Source organism: Brenneria salicis ATCC 15712 = DSM 30166 (assembly GCF_003315515.1).
Taxonomy (GTDB): Bacteria; Pseudomonadota; Gammaproteobacteria; order Enterobacterales; family Enterobacteriaceae; genus Brenneria; species Brenneria salicis.
In genome coordinates, this window is record NZ_QNRY01000002.1 from 43,406 (window position 1) to 67,909 (window position 24,504).

The 24,504-nt window shown below is 52.6% G+C and carries 22 protein-coding genes; 11 read left to right on the forward strand and 11 right to left on the reverse strand.

Features of this window, described 5'->3' with window-relative positions; translation table 11 throughout:
• Nucleotides 1-4 precede the first annotated feature (4 nt).
• The 3 genes from anfD to DES54_RS01775 form a co-directional block, all read right to left on the reverse strand.
• On the reverse strand, nucleotides 5-1,576 hold the full coding sequence (anfD, locus tag DES54_RS01765) for a nitrogenase iron-iron protein, alpha chain (protein WP_113864907.1): 1,572 nt from the start codon (nucleotides 1,574-1,576) through the stop codon (nucleotides 5-7).
• A gap of 71 nt (nucleotides 1,577-1,647) precedes the next feature.
• Complete coding sequence (gene nifH, locus DES54_RS01770) at nucleotides 1,648-2,475, reverse strand: nitrogenase iron protein (protein WP_113864908.1); 828 nt, start codon at nucleotides 2,473-2,475, stop codon at nucleotides 1,648-1,650.
• A 279-nt stretch (nucleotides 2,476-2,754) separates the two neighbouring features.
• The gene (locus tag DES54_RS01775; protein ID WP_113864909.1) at nucleotides 2,755-3,459 is read right to left on the reverse strand and encodes a glutamine amidotransferase; all 705 of its coding nucleotides are present in this window, start codon (nucleotides 3,457-3,459) and stop codon (nucleotides 2,755-2,757) included.
• A 214-nt stretch (nucleotides 3,460-3,673) separates the two neighbouring features.
• Here DES54_RS01775 and DES54_RS01780 point away from each other — a divergent pair, with 214 nt between their 5' ends.
• The 4 genes from DES54_RS01780 to DES54_RS18740 all read left to right on the forward strand — a co-directional run bounded on the left by DES54_RS01780 (nucleotide 3,674) and on the right by DES54_RS18740 (nucleotide 8,698).
• On the forward strand, nucleotides 3,674-5,230 hold the full coding sequence (locus DES54_RS01780) for a methyl-accepting chemotaxis protein (RefSeq protein WP_113864910.1): 1,557 nt from the start codon (nucleotides 3,674-3,676) through the stop codon (nucleotides 5,228-5,230).
• A gap of 89 nt (nucleotides 5,231-5,319) precedes the next feature.
• A complete protein-coding gene (gene codA / locus DES54_RS01785) occupies nucleotides 5,320-6,564 on the forward strand; it encodes a cytosine deaminase (protein WP_113864911.1) in 1,245 nt (414 codons plus the stop codon).
• A 393-nt stretch (nucleotides 6,565-6,957) separates the two neighbouring features.
• A complete protein-coding gene (locus tag DES54_RS01790) occupies nucleotides 6,958-8,451 on the forward strand; it encodes a sensor domain-containing diguanylate cyclase (RefSeq protein ID WP_240634904.1) in 1,494 nt (497 codons plus the stop codon).
• A gap of 28 nt (nucleotides 8,452-8,479) precedes the next feature.
• Nucleotides 8,480-8,698, forward strand: a complete 219-nt coding sequence (locus tag DES54_RS18740; RefSeq protein ID WP_240634903.1) for a GGDEF domain-containing protein — start codon at nucleotides 8,480-8,482, stop codon at nucleotides 8,696-8,698.
• A 157-nt stretch (nucleotides 8,699-8,855) separates the two neighbouring features.
• On the opposite strand, the gene DES54_RS01795 is transcribed toward DES54_RS18740, so the two are convergent.
• Complete coding sequence (locus DES54_RS01795; RefSeq protein ID WP_113864912.1) at nucleotides 8,856-9,851, reverse strand: type IV pilus twitching motility protein PilT; 996 nt, start codon at nucleotides 9,849-9,851, stop codon at nucleotides 8,856-8,858.
• 21 nt (nucleotides 9,852-9,872) lie between these two features.
• Here DES54_RS01795 and DES54_RS01800 point away from each other — a divergent pair, with 21 nt between their 5' ends.
• The 7 genes from DES54_RS01800 (at nucleotide 9,873) to DES54_RS01830 (ending at nucleotide 14,314) form a co-directional block, all read left to right on the forward strand.
• Nucleotides 9,873-10,580: a YggS family pyridoxal phosphate-dependent enzyme gene (locus tag DES54_RS01800; RefSeq protein ID WP_113864913.1), complete on the forward strand. Its 708-nt coding sequence runs from the start codon at nucleotides 9,873-9,875 to the stop codon at nucleotides 10,578-10,580.
• Between the two features lie 54 nt (nucleotides 10,581-10,634).
• Nucleotides 10,635-11,456, forward strand: coding sequence for a pyrroline-5-carboxylate reductase (gene proC, locus DES54_RS01805; protein ID WP_113864914.1), 822 nt, complete (start codon nucleotides 10,635-10,637; stop codon nucleotides 11,454-11,456).
• A gap of 54 nt (nucleotides 11,457-11,510) precedes the next feature.
• Complete coding sequence (locus DES54_RS01810; RefSeq protein ID WP_113864915.1) at nucleotides 11,511-12,065, forward strand: YggT family protein; 555 nt, start codon at nucleotides 11,511-11,513, stop codon at nucleotides 12,063-12,065.
• The gene (gene yggU / locus DES54_RS01815) at nucleotides 12,062-12,352 is read left to right on the forward strand and encodes a DUF167 family protein YggU (RefSeq protein WP_113864916.1); all 291 of its coding nucleotides are present in this window, start codon (nucleotides 12,062-12,064) and stop codon (nucleotides 12,350-12,352) included. Before DES54_RS01810 ends, yggU begins: the two co-directional genes overlap by 4 nt.
• A 17-nt stretch (nucleotides 12,353-12,369) precedes the next feature.
• Nucleotides 12,370-12,963 carry an RdgB/HAM1 family non-canonical purine NTP pyrophosphatase gene (gene rdgB, locus DES54_RS01820; protein WP_113864917.1) on the forward strand — a complete coding sequence of 198 codons (594 nt, stop codon included), beginning with the start codon at nucleotides 12,370-12,372 and terminating at the stop codon, nucleotides 12,961-12,963.
• Nucleotides 12,956-14,092: a radical SAM family heme chaperone HemW gene (gene hemW / locus DES54_RS01825; RefSeq protein ID WP_113864918.1), complete on the forward strand. Its 1,137-nt coding sequence runs from the start codon at nucleotides 12,956-12,958 to the stop codon at nucleotides 14,090-14,092. Before rdgB ends, hemW begins: the two co-directional genes overlap by 8 nt.
• Before the next feature lie 114 nt (nucleotides 14,093-14,206).
• Entirely contained in the window at nucleotides 14,207-14,314 is a 108-nt protein-coding gene (locus DES54_RS01830; RefSeq protein WP_404802308.1) for an entericidin A/B family lipoprotein, read from the forward strand.
• A gap of 55 nt (nucleotides 14,315-14,369) precedes the next feature.
• Here DES54_RS01830 and DES54_RS01835 read toward each other — a convergent pair whose 3' ends face one another.
• The 7 genes from DES54_RS01835 to lysA form a co-directional block, all read right to left on the reverse strand.
• Nucleotides 14,370-14,828 (reverse strand): GNAT family N-acetyltransferase, encoded by a 459-nt coding sequence (locus DES54_RS01835; RefSeq protein WP_113864920.1) that lies wholly within the window; start codon nucleotides 14,826-14,828, stop codon nucleotides 14,370-14,372.
• Nucleotides 14,829-14,835: 7 nt separating this feature from the next.
• The gene (gene lplT / locus DES54_RS01840; protein ID WP_113864921.1) at nucleotides 14,836-16,062 is read right to left on the reverse strand and encodes a lysophospholipid transporter LplT; all 1,227 of its coding nucleotides are present in this window, start codon (nucleotides 16,060-16,062) and stop codon (nucleotides 14,836-14,838) included.
• Entirely contained in the window at nucleotides 16,059-18,275 is a 2,217-nt protein-coding gene (gene aas / locus DES54_RS01845; RefSeq protein WP_113864922.1) for a bifunctional acyl-ACP--phospholipid O-acyltransferase/long-chain-fatty-acid--ACP ligase, read from the reverse strand. The genes lplT and aas overlap by 4 nt, the downstream gene beginning before the upstream one ends.
• A gap of 688 nt (nucleotides 18,276-18,963) precedes the next feature.
• Nucleotides 18,964-20,118, reverse strand: coding sequence for a CdaR family transcriptional regulator (locus tag DES54_RS01850; protein WP_113864923.1), 1,155 nt, complete (start codon nucleotides 20,116-20,118; stop codon nucleotides 18,964-18,966).
• Nucleotides 20,119-20,346: 228 nt separating this feature from the next.
• Nucleotides 20,347-21,504, reverse strand: a complete 1,158-nt coding sequence (locus tag DES54_RS01855; protein ID WP_205680161.1) for a glycerate kinase family protein — start codon at nucleotides 21,502-21,504, stop codon at nucleotides 20,347-20,349.
• 12 nt (nucleotides 21,505-21,516) lie between these two features.
• Nucleotides 21,517-22,821, reverse strand: a complete 1,305-nt coding sequence (locus DES54_RS01860; RefSeq protein WP_113864925.1) for a GntP family permease — start codon at nucleotides 22,819-22,821, stop codon at nucleotides 21,517-21,519.
• A gap of 394 nt (nucleotides 22,822-23,215) precedes the next feature.
• On the reverse strand, nucleotides 23,216-24,478 hold the full coding sequence (lysA, locus tag DES54_RS01870; protein ID WP_113864927.1) for a diaminopimelate decarboxylase: 1,263 nt from the start codon (nucleotides 24,476-24,478) through the stop codon (nucleotides 23,216-23,218).
• Between the last annotated feature and the right edge of the window lie 26 nt (nucleotides 24,479-24,504).

Sequence of the window (24,504 nt, forward strand, 5' to 3'; positions counted from 1 at the left end):
CCCCTTACTCGCCAACCGCGACGGACGATGGCGCCGCCTCAAACGTGGGATAAACCCGCTCGCGCAGTTGGGATACGCTGTCGTAACCGCCGCTGTATTCACGTAAGCCCGGCGCGGTGCGCATCTCATCGCTCAGACTGGCGTCAGAGAGCATTCTGGCGGTGACGAAACCGCCATCCGCTGGGATCTCGTCCTGACTGATATCCAGTTTCGCCAATTGATGAATCGGTGAATAAATGGCGTTGTAAATATCGCGGGCAAAGCGCACCCACCCTTCAAATCCTTTATAGGGGCCGTTGTGATAGGCATGAGCATTCAGGTAGGGGACGCGGATTTTCTTCGCCACTTCCCCCGGACGTTTACCGGTAAAAATGACGTCCGGTTTCAGCCGATACATGGCTTCCAGCGATTCAAGTTCATTCGGATCGTCAATGGCCAGCGCGCCGGCCTCGCAGCGGGCAATGCCTTTTTCCATATCCCCTTGATGACCGAATTTGGTATAGACCGATACCACGTCGACGCCCATTTCGTCATGAATGACATGCGCCCAGTGCCACAATTTTGATCCGCCCGGCCACAGGCAGACTTTCTTCCCCTTCAGGCGGGCTTTATACCAGTCCAGTTCGGGCTTCCAGCGCGCGATCTCTTCATCAATAATCGCTTGAGCCCGATCTTCGATACCAAAAAACAGGCCGATTTTACGCAATGAGTCGGCAAGCGGCACAAAACCGAAGCCATCGATATCCAAACGGGGAATGCCGTAGCGCACCCGCAGTTCATTACAGATATATTCCGCGGAGCGCGCGCACTCCAGCACGTTCAGGTGCGCCCGGTGCATGGCGCGTAGATCGTCATAAGCGCCGTTGCCGGTAAAGGTGGACAACACCTGAATTCCCATGCGTTTAAAATAATCGACCATCACTTCCTGATCGCCCTGAATATTGTATTCGCCGACATAGTTAATGACGTAGTCGCTGGTGATGGTCGGCTCGACCGTCCCCACCTTCTGATTAATCCAGGCGATATTGATTTTGTGATGTCCGCCAGACTGACTTGGGCCCGCAAAACCGGGAGAGTTGCAGACAAAAATATCCACCTGTGGCCGTTCATCCATCACCTCCTGCGCGACGGCGGCAATATCATCGCCAATCAGCGCCGAAGCGCAGGTCTGATAAATCGTCATCCGTTTAATGGTCGGATGGGCATCAAACGCTTCGATGATATTTTTCTTCAGGACGCCTTCCGCGCCGAAAACAATATGTTTTTCCTTCATATCGGTAGCGAAGGTATATTTAAGCTGGAAGTTATCGTTGTCGCTGATATAGCGTTTGGTCTGCCAGGTATCATACGTACAACCGACCGGCCCGTGGCTGATGTGAATAACATCTTTCATCGGCGTGCCAATAACGTGCTTTGCCCCGCAATAGGCGCAACCGCGTTCAGAAATACTGCCCGGAATGGTATTTAAATATCCCAGCGGCAATGCCGACGTTAAATCTTCGTCCGGGCCTTTTACAACCGCATGCTGTTTCCTTTCGGGAATACACTTACTACAGTCAAACTCATGGTAAGGCATAATATATTCCTCACGCCAAATGAACATCATGAATAAAGCCGATGGCTATGTTTATACCAAGCAGTCAATATTTAGTCGGAAAGTCCATATTTAACTACCATGGATTCCAATTGATCCATGGTTAACGGACGGGGAATAACCAGATCGGTATTTTCAATAATCTTGCGGCCTAATTCGCAATATTCTTTCGCCTGATTCGCCTCCGGCTCATATTCCGTTACCGTTTTCTTATTAAACTCGGCTTTTTGTACAATATTGTCGCGTGGCACAAAATGAATCATTTTAGTGCCAATGGCGGCAGTAAATTCCTCCAGAAACGCTTTTTCGCCATCCACATTACGGCTGTTGCAAATAATTCCGCCCAAACGCACGCCGCTCTGTTTGGCATATTTCACCAGTCCCTTGCAAATATTGTTGGCGGCGTAAATCGCCATCATTTCACCGGAAGCGACGATATAGACTTCCTGCGCCTTGCCGTCACGGATTGGCATGGCGAACCCGCCGCAAACCACGTCGCCTAGCACATCAAAGAAAATAAAGTCTAAGTCATCGGTATAGGCTTTATTATTTTCCATCAAATCAATCGCGGTAATCACGCCGCGACCGGCACAACCGACACCCGGCTCCGGGCCGCCGGATTCGACGCAGCGGATATCAAAAACGCCTTTTTTCACCACCATGTCATTGGTGACTTTCTCGGCGCCCTGATCGCGCAATACATCCATTAATGTTTCCTGTGGTTTACCCCCCAATATTAAACGGGTTGAATCTGCTTTCGGATCACAGCCATGAATAAAGATCTTTTTTCCATGAAAATAAGCTAATGCAGCCGCGGTATTCTGGGTTGTAGTTGATTTGCCAATCCCGCCCTTACCATAAATCGCTAATTTACGCGTCATCACACACCTCTGTTTTAATAAACATTAAAATGCAACGCATTTTGATTTCACTGCTCGGAATCAATAGAGCAACCTGCGTGCCAATGCGAGTGTGATGATAAAAAGATAAAATACGAATTGATGATACGTCTGATAAATAGCGATATTTTATCAGGCGCACCATTTTAAAAAGCTGAAAACCGCAAGCCTAACGCGAAGATTCGTTTATCCGGTTGATAATATTTCGTTCAGGAATGTACGATTTCACCGGCGATCGTTCGCGAACGTCATAAAGCCGTGTTATCGGGATAGCTCACATTGCGTCAGCCAATTATCCATCATGCGACAGGCCGCCTCAGCCAATATCGAACAATAACGCTCCGCCTGCTCGCGTAATATACGCGGGTCGATACCCGCCTGCCCCAGTTCACAAGCATGCCCCACCAGCCAATAGGCCAGATCTTCTGGCGCTACTTCCAGATGAAATTGCAAACCCAGCGCATAATTGCCAACCGCAAACGCCTGATGCGGGCAAACGGAGGTGCCGGCCAGCAGTTGCGCAGCGTCCGGCACCTCGAACTGATCGCCATGCCAATGCAGCACCGCCACTCCGCCGAGGGCGGATAACACCGAGTGCTCGCCTGCGGGAGTGAGCGTCAAAGGACTAAAGCCGATTTCCTTGACGCCCATCGGCGCCACGCGTTTACCCAGCGCACGCGCCATCAACTGAGCGCCAAGACAAATCCCCAACAGCGGTTTTCTGCTGTCCAACCGTTGACGGATCAGGTTTAATTCCGCGGTTAAAAAAGGGTAAGCCGCCTCATCGAATGCGCCAATTGGTCCGCCTAACACCACCAGCAAATCGCAGTCGACCAGATTGATCGACGACAGATCGTCTACCGCCGCATCCAGATAGCGGCACAGATAGCCGCGTTGCTGTAAAAAGGAGGCCAGAATACCTAAATCTTCAAAATGCACATGTCGCAAAGCCACCGCAGTTTTCATCCGTAAATCTCCCAGTCAATGACGCCAGCATTGTTTTATCTCCGATAGTGCCAGAAAGCAGGCTGTTTTTTAAACAACGTTTTCCCTATTACTCATGCCCAACTCCCGTTCTGCCATATTTTTTTAATTTTATCTCCCGGCCATTCACATAACGTATGCTTTGGATGTCACCACGTTCCGCCATGTATTAATAAAGCGTAAGGAATTGAAAATCATGGATCTGAAAAATCTCTCCATCCGTACAGGATTACTGACGTTATTATTACTGACTATGCTCCTGCTGTTGCTCGTCAGCGGCATGGGCATACTGGCTATCAAAAAAGACCGGCAGGCACTGACGGCGCAAAACCAGATCCAGGGGATTGAACTGGGTAATCTGATGAGCGGTTATAACCTGACGCTGCGAGCCAGGGCCTCCGCGACGCTGGCGGTCAGAAAGATCGAAATGGGGCGTCTTGAGGAAGGGGAACAAGAGACAGGAATAGTAGAAGCGAATCTGCGTCAGTCACAGCAGGACATTAATCTTGTCGTTAACTCCGTCGAGGCGGATACGCAGCGATACCAGTTGGCGCAGGACGTACAAAAAACCTATCAGGCCTATCTCGAACAGGGCATGACGCCCATGTTGAGCGCGCTGCAAAAACAATATACCGACGAATACTATGACGTGCTGGAAAAACAGTTTGGCCCGCTGAGCGATGCCTTTGACAAATCCATTCAGGCTTTTCGCGCTCACGCGCAAATGCTTTCCGAACAAGGCATGGCGCAATCCGTGCAAAACGAACGCCAGATGCTGATGCTCATCGTGATCGCTTGCTTGCTGTCGGTGGCGCTGGTCGCGCTTGCCTGGATTGCGCTGCGTCATCTATTGTTAAAACCGCTGGATCACGCGATTAAGCAATTGGAGTACGTGGCGGCCGGCGACCTGACACACCGCTTGCTGCATGGCGGCAGCAACGAACTGGGACGGCTCAACGATGCCATCGGACGGATGCAGACCGCCTTGCTGGAATCGGTGAGTCAGGTTCGTGACGCCAGCACGCGTATCGATCTCGGCAGCCGTGAGTTATTTGAAGAAAATATCCAACTTTCTCAACGCACCGAAGAGTCCGTCGCCGCGCTGGAACAGACCGCCGCCAGTATGGAACAACTCAGCGCCACGGTGAAACAGAATGCCGATCACGCTGAACTGGCGCATCAACTCGCCAACAATGTTTCTGACACCAGCGGTCGCAGCAATGAATCCGTCTGCTACGTGATTGAAAAAATGCAGGAGATCGCCAACAGCGCCAAACGAATCAACGATATTCTTAGCGTGATTGACGGCATCGCCTTCCAGACCAATATTCTGGCGCTGAACGCTTCGGTGGAGTCTGCGCGCGCGGGCGAACAGGGACGCGGTTTTGCCGTGGTCGCCGGCGAAGTGCGTAATCTGGCGCAGCACAGCGCTCAGGCGGCAAAAGAGATTCGCTCGCTGATTCTGGATTCGCAGACCCGGATATCGGAAGGCCTGGAACTGGCTTCCAGGGCCGGAGAAACCATGGATGAAGTGACGGACGAAATTACGCGGATCACCCGGTTGATGAAAGATATTTCCAACGCCACCCAGGAGCAGTACCGGGGTATCGAGCAGGTCAACATCGCGTTCTCGCAAATCGACAAAGTGGCGCAACAAAACGCCCAACTGGTCAAAGCCTCCTCCGATACCACGCAATCGCTGGAACAGCAGTCGCAGCAGTTGATGCGCTCCATGGCGGTCTTTCAGATGTAGGCGGGTTGCTTGTCGAAGAACGCGCTCCCTTACCCGCAGGGAGCTCACTGAGTCTGGCGCCTATCCAATGCGCAACAGCAGGAGTTTTTATGAAAATCATCAACGCCGCGCTTCGCCGTCAAACCGGACTTTTCACTCTCACTCTCGATAACGGCCTGATCACCGCGATCGACGCCCAGTCTGCGTCATTAACTGCGGCGGAAAACCGTGATGTGATCGATGCCGACAGCCAGTTGGTCATTCCGCCGCTGGTTGAACCGCACATTCATCTGGATGCGACGCTGACCGCCGGTGAACCGGAATGGAACATGAGCGGCACATTGTTTGAAGGCATTGAACGTTGGGCACAACGCAAAGCCACCATCACTCACGACGACACCAAGCGCCGGGCGCACACCGCCATCGGCATGCTGCGGGATCACGGTATTCAGCATGTGCGCACGCACATTGATGTCACCGATCCCAGTCTGGCCGCGCTGAGCGCCATGCTGGAAGTCAAACAGGAAGCCCGCGGTCTGATCGACCTGCAAATCGTCGCTTTTCCGCAGGAAGGCATTGAATCCTTTGCCAACGGACGCCAACTGATGGCGCGCGCCATCGAGATGGGCGCCGATGTGGTCGGCGGCATTCCCCATTTCGAGAACACCCGCGATCAGGGCGTCAGTTCCATCAAATTCCTGATGGATCTGGCCGAACGTACCGGTTGTCTGGTCGATGTACACTGTGACGAAACCGATGACGCCCAATCACGCTTTCTGGAAGTGCTGGCGGAAGAAGCGCGGGTGCGCCAGATGGGGGAAAGGGTTACCGCCAGCCATACGGTGGCTATGGGTTCTTACGACAACGCTTATTGCTACAAACTGTTCCGCCTGCTCAAACTATCAGGCATAAACTTTGTTTCCTGCCCCACGGAGAGTATTCATCTGCAAGGACGTTTCGATACCTTCCCCAAACGGCGCGGCGTGACGCGGGTGGCCGAACTCGACCGCGCAGGCCTGAATGTCTGCTTCGCGCAGGACTCCATCAAGGACCCGTGGTATCCGCTCGGCAACGGCAACATTCTGCGCGTTCTGGATGCCGGGCTGCATATCTGCCATATGATGGGTTATGAAGACCTGCAACGCTGCCTGGATTTCGTCACGGATAACAGCGCCAGAACCATGAATCTGGGCGAGAGTTATGGTATCGCGGTCGGACGTCCGGCCAATCTGGTGATCCTGGATGCGGAGAACGACTATGAAACTGTGCGCCGTCAGGCGAAAGCCAGCGTGTCGATTCGTCATGGTAAGGTTATTATGCGCCGCACGCCTGAGCAGTTGAGCTATCAGGATTAATCAGCCGTGGATATCCGGGTATCGCCCGGATGTCCGCCACCCTGGAGCCTCAGCGGGCGCGCGCAAATAGGGACGGAAAAGAATAAATTTAAAAAATAATCATCGATCTCACAAAAAAAAATCCTTGCGTTATACTTCCTTGTAATTGAAAGGCGACACGTTTTCTTTCCAAACGCCTGCCGTGGATAAACACCACACAGTACATACCGTGGAACATACGCAACACACCCTTTTCGATCCGCATCGAAAATAGTATTTGAAGCGAAAATGAAGCAAGAGGCACTCAACAAACCGACGATCATCCTCTGACAGTCACAGTGGCATTATTTAATGCCAAATGTATAACAGTATATTGCATAAATACGCTGACAAGAATAATAGGTAAAGATGAAGATGAATAATCAAATATCCGATATTGATTTGATTAGCAAATTTGACAATCAAGCCAAATTGATTGCGTTGGATAAAGCTTATGCTATTGCCGAGTTTGATCTGTTCGGCACATTGATTGAGGCTAACAGCAACTTTTGCAGCATGCTTGGTTACGATAGAGTCGAGATTATCAATCAACATCACAAAATGTTTTTATTTGAAGAACAGCAACGGGATCACGATCGGTTCTGGCCTTGTGTAATTAGCGGCGGTATCCGCTCCGGGGAATTCCGGCGCCGAAATAAGGATGGCGAATCTATCTGGATTCATGCCGCCTATACGCCGATTATCGATGACGATGACCGACATATTGGCGTGATTAAACTTGCGCTGGATATTACTCAGCAAAAATACCTTACCAACGAACATCGTATAAAAATAGAAGCTATCGATAATTCACAGGGCGTAATTGAATTTGACCGGGAAGGATATATCACTTATGTCAACGATAATTACCTCGAATTGACAGGCTGTAGAGAAAATAAATTACTTCGGCAACATCATAAATTATTATATGAAAAGAATTATTTTAAAACACCGGAATACGACAAGTTCTGGGCAAAATTACAGCGTGGTCAATCGATCAGCGGACGCTTTCACCGGCTGGGAAAAAATAATAAACATTTTTGGATACAGGCCACCTACAATCCGATCATGGATGATGATGGCAATATAAAGAAAGTCATTAAATACGCTCACAATATTACCCACAATGTTGAGACGGAAAAAAAAGCCGAACAGCAAGGGGCGATCCTGGATATTTTGCTCTCCGCCCATGACAGTTTTCTGCTCGATCATAATTTGCCTTCCGCCTGTGATAAGGTCTTTTCCCGCCTGCTCAACGTGACGAACAGTGAATTTGGTTTTATTGCCAAGGTACAGGAAGATGAGGAAGGCAAATCGCTTTATATTCCCTCCATCTCCAACCTGTCGTGGGATAAAGAAACGCGGGAGTGGTATAACCAGCAGCGTAAAATCAATGGCGGACTGGTGTTTCGCCAACTCGACAATCTGTTCGGTCACGCCGTCACTCACAACAAGGTGGTATGCACCAACAACCTGGCGGCGCATCCGGCCAGTCGCGGTTTCCCCCCCGGGCATCCATCGCTATACGCATTTCTGGCTATTCCCATCACCCACAATGACAAACCCATCGGCATGATAGCCCTGGCCAACCGTCCTGATGGTTACGACCAGCATCTGATTGATCTGTTGGCTCCTTTGGTTAAAACCCCGGGGATTATCATCCATGCCCGCGTTCTGGAAGATGAACGCAAACAGATAGAAGAAACGCTGAGCTTTAATGCCGGGCATGATTTTCTTACCGGACTGCCCAACCGCAGCAATTTTTTTGAACAGGCTAATGCGCTCTTTCATTGCGGAAAACCATGCACCAGCATAAAAAAATGTTACCTGGCGCTGCTGGATATCGATTTTTTTCAAGAAAATAAATGATAAATACGGCCATTTGGCGGGCGATGCCGTGCTCAAAGAACTGGCTACGCTGCTGCGATTATCACTTCGCAGCGACGACCTGTTCGCCCGTATTGGCGGCGAAGAATTTATTATTTTGCTCAACAATGTCTCATACAAAACGGCGATGAACATTGTGGAGCGCATCCGCACGCAGATTGAGGAGCATACGTTATTGTATGAACAACAAACGCTGAAATTCACAGTCAGCGTGGGCGTCGCCCCCTAGCGCCCGGACTTTAACTCGGTAGATGACTGGATCCAACTGGCGGACGAAAACCTCTATGCCGCAAAACGTCAGGGGCGTAATTGCGTGAAGTAACCGGCAAAGATCTGCCAGTCAAGGCCCTTCCTCCCAGAGCGAGCCACGTAAGCCGCGATAGTCGTCACGCCAGCAACCCTTCTCCACAGCGCTGCCGCCAGCTTTGCTCGAAGGTTTGCATCCCGGCCTGCGCCCCTGTCTGCATCAGGCTGGGCAACTGATGGTTTTTCCCTTCGCGGATCAAATTGCTCACCGCCGCGGTCGCGGTCAGGACATCAAACAAGGCCACTCTTCCCCCCTGCGGCATCGGCAATAATTTCTGCGCCGCCACCGCCTGTAAACAGGCAGCCAGTTGGCTGCGAACAAAAGCTTTTTCCTCTCCCGGAAAAACATCAATCAGCCGATCGACTGCCTGCGCCGCACTGCGGGTATGCAACGTGGCAAGCACCAGATGCCCGGTTTCCGCCGCCGTCAACGCCAGGCGGATAGTTTCGGTATCGCGCAGTTCCCCCAGCAAGATAACATCAGGATCTTCACGCAATGCGGCGCGCAGAGCCTGCGCGAATGACGCGCAATGCTGGCCGATTTCACGCTGTTGGATCAGGCATTGCCGACTGGCGTGGAGAAACTCAATCGGATCTTCCAGCGTAATGACATGACGGGAATACCGTTCGTTCAGGGCGGCAATCATGGCGGCCAATGTAGTGGATTTCCCGCTACCCGTCGCTCCGGTTACTAAAATCAATCCATCCCGCCGTTCCAACAGATCCGACAACACCGGCGGCGCGCGCAGCGCGGTCAGTGAGAGGAGGGATGAGGGAATAAGCCGCATCGTGATGGAAAGCCCGGCGCGTTGACGAAACACGTTAACGCGCAGGCGCTGTCCTTCCGCCAGCGTCAACGCGCCGTCAACCTGCCCGTATTGCTGCAACTGTTGTTGTTGCGTCGCTTCCAGCCAGGTTGCGCACCACTGTTCCAGTTGTTCACAACCTAAATGTGGTAAGGTATTTTCAAATCGTAACTGACCGTCAATACGCAATATCGGCGGATGTCCGCTACACAGGTGCAGATCTGACGCATTATGTTTTACACTAAGCGCCACCCATTCACTCACATCCATAGATTGATCTCCTGAACCACTATGACGACTATCCAGCAGAATCTACAGGACATCCGGCGACAGATCTCAATGGCCGCACAACAGTGCGCAAGAGCGCCAGAGGAAATCACGCTGCTTGCAGTCAGTAAAACCAAACCTGTGAAGGCGATCAAAGCAGCCATCAACGCCGGACAGCGGGCATTTGGCGAGAACTATGTTCAGGAAGGCGTGGACAAGATCCGTTACTTCCGGGAAAACCAGCCGGAAACCCATTTGGAATGGCACTTTATCGGCCCGTTGCAGTCGAATAAAAGCCGTCTGGTGGCGGAAAATTTTGACTGGTTTCATACCGTGGATCGTTTGCGCATCGCCCAGCGCCTAAGCGAACAGCGTCCGGCGACGATGCCGCCGCTAAATGTGCTGCTGCAAATCAACATCAGTAACGAACCGAGTAAATCCGGTATTATGGCCGATGAACTGGCTGATTTGGCCGCCAGCGTGATGGGATTGCCGAATCTGCGTCTGCGTGGTCTGATGGCGATCCCGGCGCCCGAAACAGACTATCAGCGCCAGTTGGCCGTTTTCCGGCAGATGGCCGACCTGTTTCAGCAGTTAGCCGTGCGCTACCCTCATATTGATACCTTATCGATGGGGATGACCGATGATATGAAGGCGGCCATCGCCGCCGGCAGTACGCTGGTGCGCATCGGCACCGCCATTTTCGGCGCGCGCGACTATTCCGCCGCCTAAGGCGAAATCACGATAGGGCTTTTCATACAAAAACGATAATCAGCGAGAATACAGATGCAACAACGTAAAATAGCGTTTATTGGCGCCGGGAATATGGCGCAGGCCATTATTGCCGGGTTGATGGAAAGCGGTTACCCTGCCAGCTTGATCAGCGTATGCGCGCCTTCCGGCAACCGCCGTGATGGATTGGCGGCCAAATATGGCGTCATCAGCAGTAGCGATAATGTGCGCGGCGCACAGCAAGCGGACGTCGTTATACTGGCGGTCAAACCGCAGATGATGGCAAGCGTGTGCGAACCCTTGCGGCAACAGGTGGATTTCAGCGGTAAACTGGTGTTATCGATAGCCGCCGGCGTCAGCATTGCCCGTTTTCAGGCGTTGCTGGGTGAAAAACCGGCTATCGTGCGCATAATGCCCAATACGCCGTCGCTGGTAGGCAAAGGCATGAGCGGGCTTTATGCGCCCGCGACCGTCAGCGACGCTGACCGGGTATTCTCCACTGCGCTGATGCAAAGCGTCGGCAAGGTATGCTGGGTGGAACAGGAGTCCGGCATCAACGGGGTTATCGCCGCCGCAGGCAGCGCGCCCGCCTATTTCTTCCTGTTTATGGAAGCCATGCAACAGGAGGCGCTGCGTCAGGGATTCGATCTGGATACCGCGCGTCTGCTGGTGCAACAGGCCGCTTGCGGCGCCGCGGCGCTGGTCGAGGCCAATCCCGATACGCCGCTATCGACGCTGCGCGAAAACGTCACCTCCAAAGGCGGCACCACGGCGGAGGCGCTGCGGGTGTTTAATGAGCGCCAGTTGACGCAAACGGTGGCCGAGGCGATGCAGGCCGCCGTTAACCGCGCTCAGGAAATGGAAAAGCTGTTTTAATACAACGTGCCATTCATCCGCCCGTTTACTCTTTAATAAGGAACCGATGTATCTATGCTTACCCTGACTTTTCTGGTCAAGACGCTGGTCGACCTCTACGTGATGGTATTGCTGTTGCGCATCTGGATGCAGTGGTCGCGCAGCGACTTCTATAATCCCTTGTCGCAGTTCGTGGTAAAAATCACGCAGCCGATTGTCGGGCCGCTGCGTCGCATTCTGCCGTCGTTGGGCCCGATTGACAGCGCATCGTTACTGCTGGCGTTTGTCCTGACCACCATCAAGTATCCTTTACTGCTGCTGATTCAGGTGGGGGCGCTGTCGCTGAGTCCGATGAATCTGCTGGTCGGTTTGATCTCGCTGATTAAATCAGCCGGTTTCCTGGTGTTCTGGGTGGTGATTATCCGTTCGCTGATGAGTTGGATCAGTCAGGGGCGCAGCCCGGTCGAGTATCTTTTACATCAGTTGACCGAACCATTTATGGCGCCGATCCGCCGCATTATCCCAGCGATGGGCGGCATCGATTTCTCCGCCATGGTGGTGATCCTGATCCTGTATCTGCTCAATTATCTGGGCATGGATCTGTTTCCGGGGCTGTGGTTCTTGCTGTGAGCGCCATTACCCGCAGCAACGACGCGCTGATCATTCGGCTGTATATTCAGCCGAAAGCCAGCCGTGATCAGATTATCGGGCTGCATGGCGACGAACTGAAAGTCGCCATCACCGCCCCGCCGGTCGATGGACAGGCGAATGCCCATCTGACCCAATTCCTCGCCAAACAATTCCGGGTAGCCAAAAGTCTGGTCATTATCGAAAAAGGCGAACTCGGTCGGCATAAACAGATTAAAATCATCAACCCGCAAGTTATCCCGGCGCAAGTCGCGGATCTCATTCCTTAAAGACGCAGGAAAACAGCATGCAAAAAGTGGTTTTGGCGACCGGTAATCCCGGTAAAGTGCGTGAACTCGCCAGTCTGCTGGCGGATTTTGGTCTGGATATCGTGGCCCAAACCGAGCTTGGGGTGGATTCCGCCGAAGAAACCGGTCTGACATTTATTGAAAATGCGATCCTCAAGGCGCGTCACGCCGCACAAATCACCGGCCTGCCCGCCATTGCGGACGACTCCGGGCTGGCGGTGGACGCCTTAGGCGGCGCACCGGGCATTTATTCCGCACGCTATGCCGGCGTTGACGCCAGCGATCAGCAAAATCTGGAGAAACTGCTGCATACCCTGAAAGCACTGCCTGACGCGCAGCGCGGCGCCAGTTTCCATTGCGTGCTGGTTTATCTGCGTCATGCGCAAGATCCGACGCCGCTGGTGTGCCACGGTCGCTGGCAAGGCGTACTGACGCATCAACCCGTCGGCGCGGGCGGTTTTGGTTACGATCCGATCTTCTTCGTACCGGAACTGGGCAAAACCGCCGCCGAACTGACGCGTGAAGAAAAGAACGCGCAGTCTCATCGCGGTCAGGCGCTACGGTTATTATTGGATGCCCTGCGCCATGCTTAAACTGCCGCCGCTCAGCCTGTATCTGCATATTCCCTGGTGCGTGCAAAAGTGTCCTTATTGCGATTTCAATTCACATGCCCTGAAAGGCGATGTGCCGCATCAGGAATACGTTGAACACCTGCTCGCCGATCTGGATGCCGATCTGCCGCTGGCGGGCGACCGTCCGCTGCACACCATTTTTATCGGCGGCGGCACCCCCAGCCTGCTGAGCGCGCAAGCCATGCAATCATTGCTGGACGGCGTGCGGGCGCGGCTGCCTCTCTCGCCTGATGCCGAAATCACCATGGAAGCCAATCCGGGAACGGTTGAAGCCGATCGCTTCAGCGGCTATCAGCGGGCGGGCATCAACCGGATTTCTATCGGCGTGCAGAGTTTCGATGCGCAAAAGCTGATTCGGCTGGGACGCATTCACGGCCCGCAAGAAGCCAAACGCGCAGCCAACCTTGCGGCAGGGCTGGGGTTGCGCAGTTTCAACCTCGATCTAATGCACGGGCTGCCGGATCAATCGCTGGCAGAGGCGCTGGACGATCTGCGTCAGGCCATTGCGCTGAATCCGCCCCACTTGTCGTGGTATCAACTGACCATTGAACCCAACACGCTGTTCAGTTCACGTCCGCCGACATTGCCGGATGACGACGCGCTGTGGGATATCTATGAGCAAGGCCATCAGTTGCTGAGCGCAGCCGGCTACCAGCAATACGAAACCTCCGCCTATGCCAAACCAGGTTATCAATGTCAGCACAACCTCAACTACTGGCGCTTTGGCGATTATCTGGGCATCGGCTGCGGCGCGCACGGCAAACTGACTTTCAGTGACGGACGCATTCTACGCACGGTGAAAACCCGCCACCCACGCGGCTACATGCAGGGTAATTATCTGGACAAACAGCATGACGTGGCGCTTGCAGAGCGGCCTTTCGAGTTTTTCATGAACCGTTTTCGTCTGCTGGAAGCCGCGCCGCGTATTGATTTCACCGCCTATACCGGGCTGGATGAAAGCGTTATCCGCGACCAACTGGATCAGGCGCTGGCACAAGGCTATCTGAATGAAACCGATACACATTGGCAGGTAACCGAACACGGCAAACTGTTTCTGAATTCGTTGCTGGAACTGTTTTTGGCGGATTAAGGATAAAAATCAACCTTTTCAGACACACGGGATTGAATTTTTTCCGGAGATTATGACAAAGTATAGCGATGTGCAACCCTGCTGGTGACGATGATGAGATTGGTGAAATTAATAATGGTATCACTGCTGGTGGCGGCAACAGTAAGCGGGTGTAATACCGCTCGCGGCTTTGGCGAGGATGTGCAGAAATTAGGCAGCAAGATTTCAAATTCCGCCAGTTGACAAGCTCTACGCCCCCTTTGGCTAACAGACCCGCCGCGATGACGCAGCGGGTTTTTTACGCCGGATAAAAACGCATATCGATATGCGCAATGCCATCCTCGTCATAGATCTCGCCCGTCGCCACAAAACCAAAACCGGCATAAAAGCGTTGCAGATGAACTTGTGCGGACAGAAACACCGGTTTTTGCGGCCAGTGACGAGCGCAGGCAAACAACGCCTGTTCCATCAGTTGATGTCCCAAGTGCCGTCCCATGACATGGGGCGCGACGATCACCCGTCCGATAGCCGCCGCCTCATTGCCCGGATGCGGCGCCAACAGCCGCGCATAAACCGCCAGTTTATTGTTATCATAAGCCGCGATATGGCGATTGCCGTCAACCACATCACGTCCGTCGATATCCTGATACGGGCAGCTTTGTTCAACCACAAAAACCTGATTACGCAAGGCCAGAATGTCATGTAATGCATAGACATTCAGATCCTCAATTCCCCAGTCATGCCAAACCAGATTCATCGGTGTCTTAAGATCCTGTCTGATGATTATCCTGACGCCGCCGGGCGAAAATCAGCCATACCCACAACAAGACTATCGCCAACGCAAACAATACGCCGAACCCGATACCGATGGTGATGACCGATACTCCCAGTTTCACTACCAGCGAGTAAAGCCCCAGCATCAGCAACATGGCGCCGTTTTCCCCCAGGTTCTGGACGGCGATGGCGTTGCCTGCGCCGACGCTGGCCTTGCCGCGCGCCTGTAACAACGCATTGAGCGGCACAATGAAAAAGCCGCCCAGCGCGCCGAGCAAAATCAGTAAGCCATAGGCGCTGATCAGGTTGTGCTGAAGAGTAAAAATCACCACCGCCACGCCAATCAGCACGCCAGCCGGCATACAACACTGTACGGTCTTGAGCGTAATCAGTCTGGCCGCCGCGCCTGCCCCCAGCACAATCCCCACCGCAACCATCGCGTTGAGCAATGTCGGCGTCGCGTTATCCGTGATGCCCAGCGCCAACGGCACCCATAGCACCAGCAGGAAACGCAGCGTCACGCCCGCGCCCCAGAACAGGCTGGTGCCTAGCAGCGAAAAGCGGGTTTCCCCATCGCGCCACAACACCCGACAGGCGGAAAAAAAGCGGCGAGTCATCCGCACCGGATGCCAGGGCTGTCCCGGACGGGCGGCATTAAGTCGCGGGATCAACAGATTGGCGCCCAGCGCAATACCGTAGGCGACGGCGCAAATCGCCAGCGCCGCAGGCAGGTTCCAGTCAGCCAGCACCCCTCCGGCAACCGAACCGGTGAGGATCGCCGCGATAGTCGAGGCTTCCATCAGGCCATTGGCTTTAACCAGTTGATCGCCACCGGTGATCTCGCCCAGAATGCCGTACTTGGCAGGCGAGTAAGCGGCAGCCCCCACGCCCACCAGCGTATAGCCCAGAAACGGATTGCCGCCGACGAAAATCAGCAGCGCCCCCACCAGCTTCAGGCCATTGGCGAACATCATCACCCGCCCTTTGGCAAAGCTGTCCGCCACCTGCCCGACGAAAGGCGCCAGAATGATATACGCCGCCACAAAGCCCATCTGTAAAAACGGCTGGCTCCAGTCGGGGTAAACGAGTTGTTTGATCAACGCGATGGTGGCGAACAGCAGCGCATTGTCACCAAAGGCGGAAAAGAACTGCGCGATAATGACCGCGCTCATGCTACGCGACAACAACGGCGTCGCGGATCCCGGCGTCTGATTCATGATGCCTGCTCCGGTTGTTCGGCACTCGGTTGTTCGCCCGTGGATTGGCCGACGATGGATTGCCCGTCGCCAGATTGCTCAGCCATCTGGCGCAAGGCGACAAAATCAGGTTTACCGCTGCCCAGCAACGGCAATGCCTTCACGCAGCGAATATCACGCGGCACCGTCAGTTCAGGCACGCCGCCTGCGCGCGCCTGCGCCAGCAGTTTCTCACGGGTTAGCTCGCTGTCGGTGGTAAACAACACCAGCGCTTCACCTTTGTTGCTGTCGCTTTTGGCGCTGGCGGCATGTTGCGCGTCCGGCGAAACTTTTATCGCCAGTTGTTCCACGCTTTCCAGCGAAACCATCTCGCCCGCCAGCTTCGCGAAGCGTTTTACCCGCCCGATAATGGTACAGAATCCTTTGGCGTCGAGTTCGACGATATCGCCGGTGTCATACCAACCCGCCTGCCATTCGCCCTGCGCGTTTTCCGCCGTCGGCGCTTCCAGCACTCCTGGATGTTCAACCCGCAGATAGCCTTTCATGATATTTGGCCCGCGTAGTTGCAAGCGACCGCCGCGCGCAATCCCCGGCACGTCGATCAGCCGGGATTCCATTTCCGGCAGCAAACGGCCCACGGAATGAATTTTGATCGCCATCGGCACATTGATCGCCACCACCGGCGCGCACTCCGTCACGCCATAGCCTTCCAGAATGCGGATGCCGAATTTGTCCTGCCATAGCTGGCGGGTCGACTCCGACAGTTTTTCCGCTCCGGCCACCACATAGCGCAAACGGGCAAAATCATACGGATGGGCAAAACGCGCATAGTTACCCAGAAAGGTGGACGTGCCAAACAGCACGGTGCAGTTCTGGTCATACACCAGTTCCGGCACAATCCGGTAGTGCAGCGGGCTGGGATAAAGAAACACTCTGGCGCCGGTGATCAACGGCGTGAGCAACCCGACCGTCAATCCAAAAGCATGGAAGAGCGGCAATGCCGACATAAAGCGATCACGCGGGGTGAAATCCGCCACGGTGCGGATCTGCTCGACGTTCGCCAGCAAGCTGTCATGCGAGTGCACCACGCCTTTCGGCGCGCCTTCCGAACCAGAGGTAAACAGCACAATCGCGGCATCCTGCGCCTGCTGCGGCAACATGGCTTTGGCCGGAAACAGCAAATGAAACAGGATCCACAGCTTATCGGCCAGCGTCACGGTGTCTTTCAAATCCTCCAGATAAACCCAGTTGGCCTCACTCACCCGCACCGGCAAATCGGTCAACTTGCCTTTTTCCAAAAACTGGCGGGAAGTCACAATGGTTTTGATCGTGGCGGCTCGCATGGCGCTTTGCAGCCCTTTGGCCCCCGCCGTGTAATTCAGCATCGCCGGCACGCGGTTACGCAGCGTCGCACCCAAAATAGCGGCGGCGGTGACAGTGGCGTTAGGCAGCAAAAATCCCACATGCTCATCCGCCTGAGTAAAACGTTGCAGAATGCGCGCGACGCCGAGCGATTTTTTCAGTAAACCCTGATAGCTGTCTTCCTGGAACGAAATGTCCGCAATAGATGGTGAACTGCGCCCATAACGCCCGCGGGCGGCCAAAAACGCCTGATATAGCGTGTGGCTTGGACGCGTGGTCATTCTCGCCGCCATCATGATCTGATGCAGATGCTCCCCGGCCAGAATACGCCGTTCTCTGGCGCTGTTAGCCTCTGGCATCGGCAGCCGGGTGGGGGGCAGGTAACTGAGGTTTATCTGTGGAAACCAATGGCGTTTAACGACGCCTCGCAGACGACCAAACGGTGAAAGCTCCGCGCCGTCAATACGTACCGGAATCAGCGTCGCGCCTGATTTCGCCGCCACAAACGCCGCGCCGCTGTATATTTTCATCAGCGAGCCCGTGACGGTGATACGGCCTTCGGGGAAGACCACCACCGGCTGTCCGCGCTCTATCAGCTTAATCAACCGTTTGATGGCCAACGGTTTGGTGGGGTCCAGCGGCATAAAATCGATGTAGGGTCGCAACCAGCGGATATACCAGCGCTCAGAAATAGAGGAATAGACGGCAAAAACCGGCTTTATGGGTAAGAACAGTACCAGTAGCACGCCATCAAGAAAAGAAACGTGGTTGGGTGTAATCAGCAATTTTTCTTGCTGAAAATGGCTGCTGTCGCCCTCAATCCTAATGCGGTACAAACGGCGGAAAACCCAACGTAACAAGGTATAAATCATGTCTTCTCCCATAGACAGATAAACAATGTCGCCTGCGCCAGAGCAGGTCAGTCGGTCACCACGTCAAAATACGCCAGTGACCTGTCTTCCAACAGCATAACCGACACCAGGCTGACGGCAAGATAACGTATCAGGGTAATTTATCTTTATTTGTATAAACGCGGGGAAAAAAAACCTACGCGTCCGCGTAGGTTGGTGTAATCAAATGGTTCAATGTACAGAGCACATTGATATATCACCAATCAATACCTCTGGGACTTGATACTTTAGAGAGGTAGCCGTGCATAAACCAGCGTAGAATCGCAAGCGTTAACCTCTAAGTGCAACCAACTGTAAAATTCTACCGTATCCTGTAAGTATCAGGAGATCCCGGTCCGACAGCGCTACGTCGGGACGAATAGTCGCTTGTCTGGCCGACCGGCGTCAGGTTGCTCGCTGTAATCAACCACCCGCTTTATTTTCGGCCAACAACATCTTTGTTTGGCGAATAAAATAGAAACTCGCCCCCTCATTCCTTATGCTCTCTGAAATGAGATAACCCCGGTATTTTCGCTATTAATACTTAATCATTTTCAATGCGGTAATGAGAAAAGCGGATCATTGAGTCCAAATCGTGGATGCTGGAAATCGTCAGCGCTCAGGTGAGGGAAAAAAGTCGGTTGCGCCAACAACGGATAATCCGCGTGGCCTATTCATCATCCAACTGTACGGCAACATACAGCAGAAAACGGTCGTCGAAATTTGCCAGATTAAGGCCTGTCAGTTCAGAAATACGATGTAACCGATAGTCCAGCGTATTCTTGTGAATGAAAAGCGCATTGGCTGTGACAGCCGCTTGCAAATTATGGCTAAACCACGTATGCAGCGTTTTTCTGAAGACGCCATTGTTGTCCATCGCTTTTAAACGACGCAGTGGACGAACAAGCTCATTGGCCTGCCATCCTCCGCGTAAACTATCGAGCAGAACCGGAAGCTCCATATCCTGATAATAATAACACTGTACATCCGGCATGCGCTGCTTACCCACTTTCATGGTTGTTTTGGCGGTATGATATGAACGTTCGACGCCGCCGTCACCGGGGAAGAAGTTGCCCAACGCCAAGCGTACACGAAGCGTGCTTTCCTCTTGTAGCCGACGATATAACTTTTCCATCCGCCGTTTGTGTTCCCCCGGTTCCCAGCGTTCCGCGTGAATAAACGCGGACTTTAGCACCACCATCTCCGTCAAAGAAACGATAGCCATCAGGTCATCTTTATCGCTTTCCATCAGCAGCGACTGCAATTGCTGTAATTCGGTCATGGCGGTGCTGACGCCCAACTGCCCGCTATCCAACTCGACAATCATCGCAATGCGGGGTTTTTGCAGATCGACCCCTAAGCGCTGCGCCCATTCGTATAATGTGGGCGAGTAGGCCGTCGTGCGCACCAGATTTAGCACCAGTTCTTCGCGCAAACGACTGTTTTGCGCCAGTAGCTGGAGCAATCGGGCCTGTTCCAGCATCATTTCCGCCGTCATGCAAACCAGCTCACCATATTGACGCAGCCCGGCGGGATCGCCCGTCAGTCCAATCACCCCGACAATGTTGCTATTTAAACGCAACGGCAGATTAATACCCGGTTTTACTCCCTGTAACGTATGCATGGACGCATCGTCGATATTGACAATCCGCTCCTGCGTCAATGCCAGCAACGCACCCTCATGTATTTCTCCCACTCGTTCTTTATCGCCGCTACCGATAATCCGCCCTTTTGCATCCATGACATTGACGTTACAATCAATAATCTGCATGGTTCGCTCAACAATAGAACGCGCCAATTTTTCATCAAAATCATAGTCAGCCATCAGTTATCCTCAGCGTGACGACATAAAAAGTAATACGGCGATTAAATTCTCATTTAATGTCGATTCATCCCTGGAACAACGCTATCTATGCCGATTTTAAATAACACCGCGCTCATCATTATTACAACGGTATAAATAGTATGAGCATAACATACTTATCGCTGTCTAATTTTGACATGCAGGCTGGCGGACATCCGCCAGCCTGCATACCCAAAGGTAATAAATATTTCAATGCGTAACGGACGCGAGTTTAATTAACCGACCGATATTTTCACAGGCATGCTCCATATTTAACGGCCCTTCCTGTAATAATTCATCAATACTTTTCGCATGCGGAATGATACTAAAAATCGCATCAATACCTTCCTGATAGAGATCGTCCACGCCGCTGCCCACACAACCAGATACGGCAATAACCGGTACATTCTTCTCCTTCGCGGTTTTGGCTACACCGTGAGGGGTTTTACCGAATTTGGTTTGGCTATCAATGCGCCCTTCCCCGGTAAAACAGAAATTAGCGTTGATCAGTTTTTCGCGCAATCCGCTGTATTCAATGACAATATCAATGCCTTTTTGCAACGTGCAATCGGTGAACGCCATCAATCCCGCGCCCAATCCCCCTGCCGCGCCCGCGCCGGGTTGAGTGGCAATGTCTTTACCCAGTTGCGCTTTAATAATGTCCGCATAATGAGACAAATTGCTATCAAGCGTTTTGACCATTTCCGGTGTCGCCCCTTTTTGCGGCCCAAAAATATGTGACGCGCCGTTTTTGCCACACAACGGATTGGTCACATCGCAGGCCACCAGGATATCAATACGGGTCAGCCGGGGATCAATACCAGTAATATCAATATGATGTAGTTTTTCTAATGCGCCACCGCCCTGGCTTAATGGTTCACCGGCTTCATCGTAGAATTTCACGCCCAGTGCTTCCGCCATCCCCATGCCGCCGTCATTGGTCGCGCTGCCGCCAATGCCAAGGATGATCTTTTTAATCCCTTTATCCAGACAAGCGCGAATTAATTGACCCGTACCGTAAGTTGTCGTAATTAACGGATTCCGGTTATCTTGACTCACATAGTGAATACCGCTGGCTGAAGCCATTTCAATTACAGCCGTCTTGCCATCGCCCATAATGCCATAGCTGGCGTCAACCAGTTCACCCAGCGGGCCGACCACCCTTTGCTGGAAAATATGCCCCTGAGTTGCATCAATTAATGACTGTACAGTGCCTTCGCCGCCATCCGCCATCGGGACATGAATATAGCTGGCGTCAGGGAATATTTTTTTCAACCCTTTCTCCATGGCAATACACACTTCTTTCGCCGTCATACTTTCTTTAAAGGAGTCCGGGGCTAAAACGAACGTTTCATTTTTCATTCTCATTATCTCTCTATCTTATAAAATAAAACCGTACAAAATCGTTGAGACAATAACCATGACTCCACCCACCATTGCCTCATAAGGAATTAACGTCATGCGCTGTCGGATGCTCATATTCATGCTCTGCGCCGTGACATGGAAATAATTACCCTGAGGCAGAGAATCAATGACCGTTGCGCCGGTATGAACCATAACCGCGGAAGCAATAGGGGTTGCCCCTACGTGTGAAATCGCATCGCCAAACGTACCGGTCGCCAAAATAACGCCAGTGGATGTCGATGCCGTGGCCGCGGCCATCAAAATACCGGATATCGGCGCCAGGAAGGTGCCGGAAATACCGAGTACATTAATTAATGCAACGACCTGGATAGATAAATTGGACGCGGCAATTAATCCGGCGATAGCGCCCGCACCGATTAAAATCAGTACGGTGGCGGTCATTTTTTCCAAACCGGATGCAGTATAAGCCAGCATTTTATTCCGCTGCCCCATGGCAATCAGTCCCACGAACCCCGCCAGCGGCAGAACATACATGGCATCAAGTTTAAAGGAGGAGAGCGCGCTAATATTCAAAATAGAACCAACCGGATTAATCATCAGCAGGACAACTGCGACCAGCGGCGCCACGATAGCTTTACCAAGCGACGGATAAACGCGATCATTGCTTTTGACGGAGAGCGCATTCGCTTCCTCGTCACTGACCTTAATACCTTTATTTTTTAATAAGCTTGCAACCAATACGGCCATCAGCATGCCGCAAACGGCAGGAATAAAACCGGCTATCATCACATCGCTCAGACTCAGATTAAAACCATTCGCCGCAGCAATGGTATTCGGATTTGGTGAAATAATATTTCCCGCTTTCCCGCCGCCGGAAAGCGCCAGTAACAGCGCTAATTTCGACAAGCCCATTTTATTGCCGACAGACAGCGCAATTGGTGCGACAATCAATACAGCGACTGGAATAAATACGCCAACGGAAGTAATGATCATTGTCGCCAGCGTCAAGGATAAAATGGCTTTCCCTTCGCCCATTTTTTTTACAATCGCCTGAGCAATGGTTTCTGCCGCGCCGGATTCCATCATCACGCCCGCCAATACCCCGGCAGCTAACACACGAATAACGGTTCCCATTACGCTTTGCGTACCGGAAGTCAATAACGATATCGTTTGTTCTAAATTAGCGCCACCGATTACCGCACCAACAATGGCGCCAAAGAATAATGAATAAACCGGATTAACTTTTTTCAAAATAAGAAATATAGCAATAAATAAGCCAATCAATGCCCCATACCAACCAAGGGGTTCCATTCCGTTCATAATTAAACCTCTTTTATTTTAAATAAAAAATAGGGTAATAATACAAACTTTTTCCCTGATGGATTTGTATTAAAATGGTTTTTTAATTTCACAAATCGCAAAATTAATAAATCTATAACTTCAAGCCTCTTAATATTTCACTATAATTATTCTATTACGCCTGAATAGCGCTTACTATGTATGTAGACATGAAAAAAACTGATCGTTTTGATAAAAAAACTGTGTCAATACACAAGGCAGCGAGAGGCTTATCACATTGTATTGTTCTTCTGCCAGATATGAAGGCTTATCTGATGGGCGTCGAAAGGTTCAGCTTTGGCTGGCAGCTTGCCGCTCCCAGCCAGGTCGTTGCGTGAGGAAAGCATCAACCGACGCTTCCCGCAAATCATCCTGATTAAACCAACTCCAGCGCCAGCAATTCTTCCAGCGTCTGACGGCGGCGAATCAGCCGCGGTTCGCCATTTTCGAACAACACTTCCGGCAGCAGTGGTCGGCTGTTGTAATTGGAAGACATTGAGGCGCCATAAGCGCCGGTATCGTGGAATACCAGATAATCCCCCACCTGCGCATCCGGCAACGCGAAGGTTTCCACGCCGCCGCCTGCCTGCTGGGTAAATACATCCCCTGATTCACACAGCGGCCCGCCAATCACGCTGTCGCGCAGCGTAGCCTGACTGAGATCGCGGCCATCGCCCGCCAGCAAGGATATGTGGTGATAGCTGCCGTACATCGCCGGACGCATCAGATCGTTAAATCCTGCGTCAACCAGAACAAAGTGACGGCGCCCCATATCTTTAAACGCGCGAACCTCAGCCACCAACACGCCCGATTCCGCCACCAGAAAACGGCCTGGCTCGATTTCCAGCGTCACCGGATGGCTCAGATGAGCGGCAATTTTTTCACGCGCAGCGTTCCACAGACCGAAATAGTGCTGAGTATCGATCGCCTCTTCGCCCTCACGATACGGGATCGATAATCCGCCGCCTGCGGAAATCGCCTGAAGATCCTGACCCAGCGAGATAACCTGCTGCACCATCGCGTCGCATACCTGTTCCAGATGGCCGTAGTCCACACCGGAGCCAATGTGCATATGGATCCCCACCAGTTGTAACTGATAGCGCTGGATATGCGCCAGCGCCAACGGCAGATCGCCGAACCAGATGCCGTGCTTGCTGTTTTCGCCGCCGGTGTTGGTTTTCTGACTATGACCGTGACCGAAACCGGGATTCACGCGCAACCAGATCGGATGACCCGGCGACTGACGCCCCAACTGCTCTAGCATATCCACCGAACCGGCGTTAACCGGGATATTTAGCGCCGCAACCCGCTGTAATGTCGGACGATCAAGCAGATCGGCAGTGAACACGATCTCATGCGCCTCGGTCCCCGGCACAAAACCGGCCACCAGCGCACGCTCGATTTCCCCCAGAGAAACCGAATCCACTTTCACCCCTTGCTGACGCATCAGACGCAGGATATGCGTATTGGAGCAGGCTTTCTGTGCAAAGCGAATGGTATCGAACTGACGCAATTGCGCGACGCGATCAATGATGGTTTGCGCATCATAAGCCCAGACCGGGCAGCCAAAACGCGCGGGAAGTTCACGCAGGCTTGCTGCATTCAGTACGTGCGTCATGTCGTTGAGATTGTGTGGCATGATATTAATTACCCATTATTCGTAAA

Coding starts and splice junctions, on each gene's coding strand:
- anfD (WP_113864907.1), bottom strand. CDS start 1,576: ATGCCTTACCATGAGTTTGACTGTAGTAAGTGTATTCCCGAAAGGAAA.
- nifH (WP_113864908.1), bottom strand. CDS start 2,475: ATGACGCGTAAATTAGCGATTTATGGTAAGGGCGGGATTGGCAAATCA.
- DES54_RS01775 (WP_113864909.1), bottom strand. CDS start 3,459: ATGAAAACTGCGGTGGCTTTGCGACATGTGCATTTTGAAGATTTAGGT.
- DES54_RS01780 (WP_113864910.1), top strand. CDS start 3,674: ATGGATCTGAAAAATCTCTCCATCCGTACAGGATTACTGACGTTATTA.
- codA (WP_113864911.1), top strand. CDS start 5,320: ATGAAAATCATCAACGCCGCGCTTCGCCGTCAAACCGGACTTTTCACT.
- DES54_RS01790 (WP_240634904.1), top strand. CDS start 6,958: ATGAATAATCAAATATCCGATATTGATTTGATTAGCAAATTTGACAAT.
- DES54_RS01795 (WP_113864912.1), bottom strand. CDS start 9,851: ATGGATGTGAGTGAATGGGTGGCGCTTAGTGTAAAACATAATGCGTCA.
- DES54_RS01800 (WP_113864913.1), top strand. CDS start 9,873: ATGACGACTATCCAGCAGAATCTACAGGACATCCGGCGACAGATCTCA.
- proC (WP_113864914.1), top strand. CDS start 10,635: ATGCAACAACGTAAAATAGCGTTTATTGGCGCCGGGAATATGGCGCAG.
- DES54_RS01810 (WP_113864915.1), top strand. CDS start 11,511: ATGCTTACCCTGACTTTTCTGGTCAAGACGCTGGTCGACCTCTACGTG.
- rdgB (WP_113864917.1), top strand. CDS start 12,370: ATGCAAAAAGTGGTTTTGGCGACCGGTAATCCCGGTAAAGTGCGTGAA.
- hemW (WP_113864918.1), top strand. CDS start 12,956: ATGCTTAAACTGCCGCCGCTCAGCCTGTATCTGCATATTCCCTGGTGC.
- DES54_RS01830 (WP_404802308.1), top strand. CDS start 14,207: ATGGTATCACTGCTGGTGGCGGCAACAGTAAGCGGGTGTAATACCGCT.
- DES54_RS01835 (WP_113864920.1), bottom strand. CDS start 14,828: ATGAATCTGGTTTGGCATGACTGGGGAATTGAGGATCTGAATGTCTAT.
- lplT (WP_113864921.1), bottom strand. CDS start 16,062: ATGAATCAGACGCCGGGATCCGCGACGCCGTTGTTGTCGCGTAGCATG.
- aas (WP_113864922.1), bottom strand. CDS start 18,275: ATGATTTATACCTTGTTACGTTGGGTTTTCCGCCGTTTGTACCGCATT.
- DES54_RS01850 (WP_113864923.1), bottom strand. CDS start 20,118: ATGGCTGACTATGATTTTGATGAAAAATTGGCGCGTTCTATTGTTGAG.
- DES54_RS01855 (WP_205680161.1), bottom strand. CDS start 21,504: ATGAGAATGAAAAATGAAACGTTCGTTTTAGCCCCGGACTCCTTTAAA.
- DES54_RS01860 (WP_113864925.1), bottom strand. CDS start 22,821: ATGAACGGAATGGAACCCCTTGGTTGGTATGGGGCATTGATTGGCTTA.
- lysA (WP_113864927.1), bottom strand. CDS start 24,478: ATGCCACACAATCTCAACGACATGACGCACGTACTGAATGCAGCAAGC.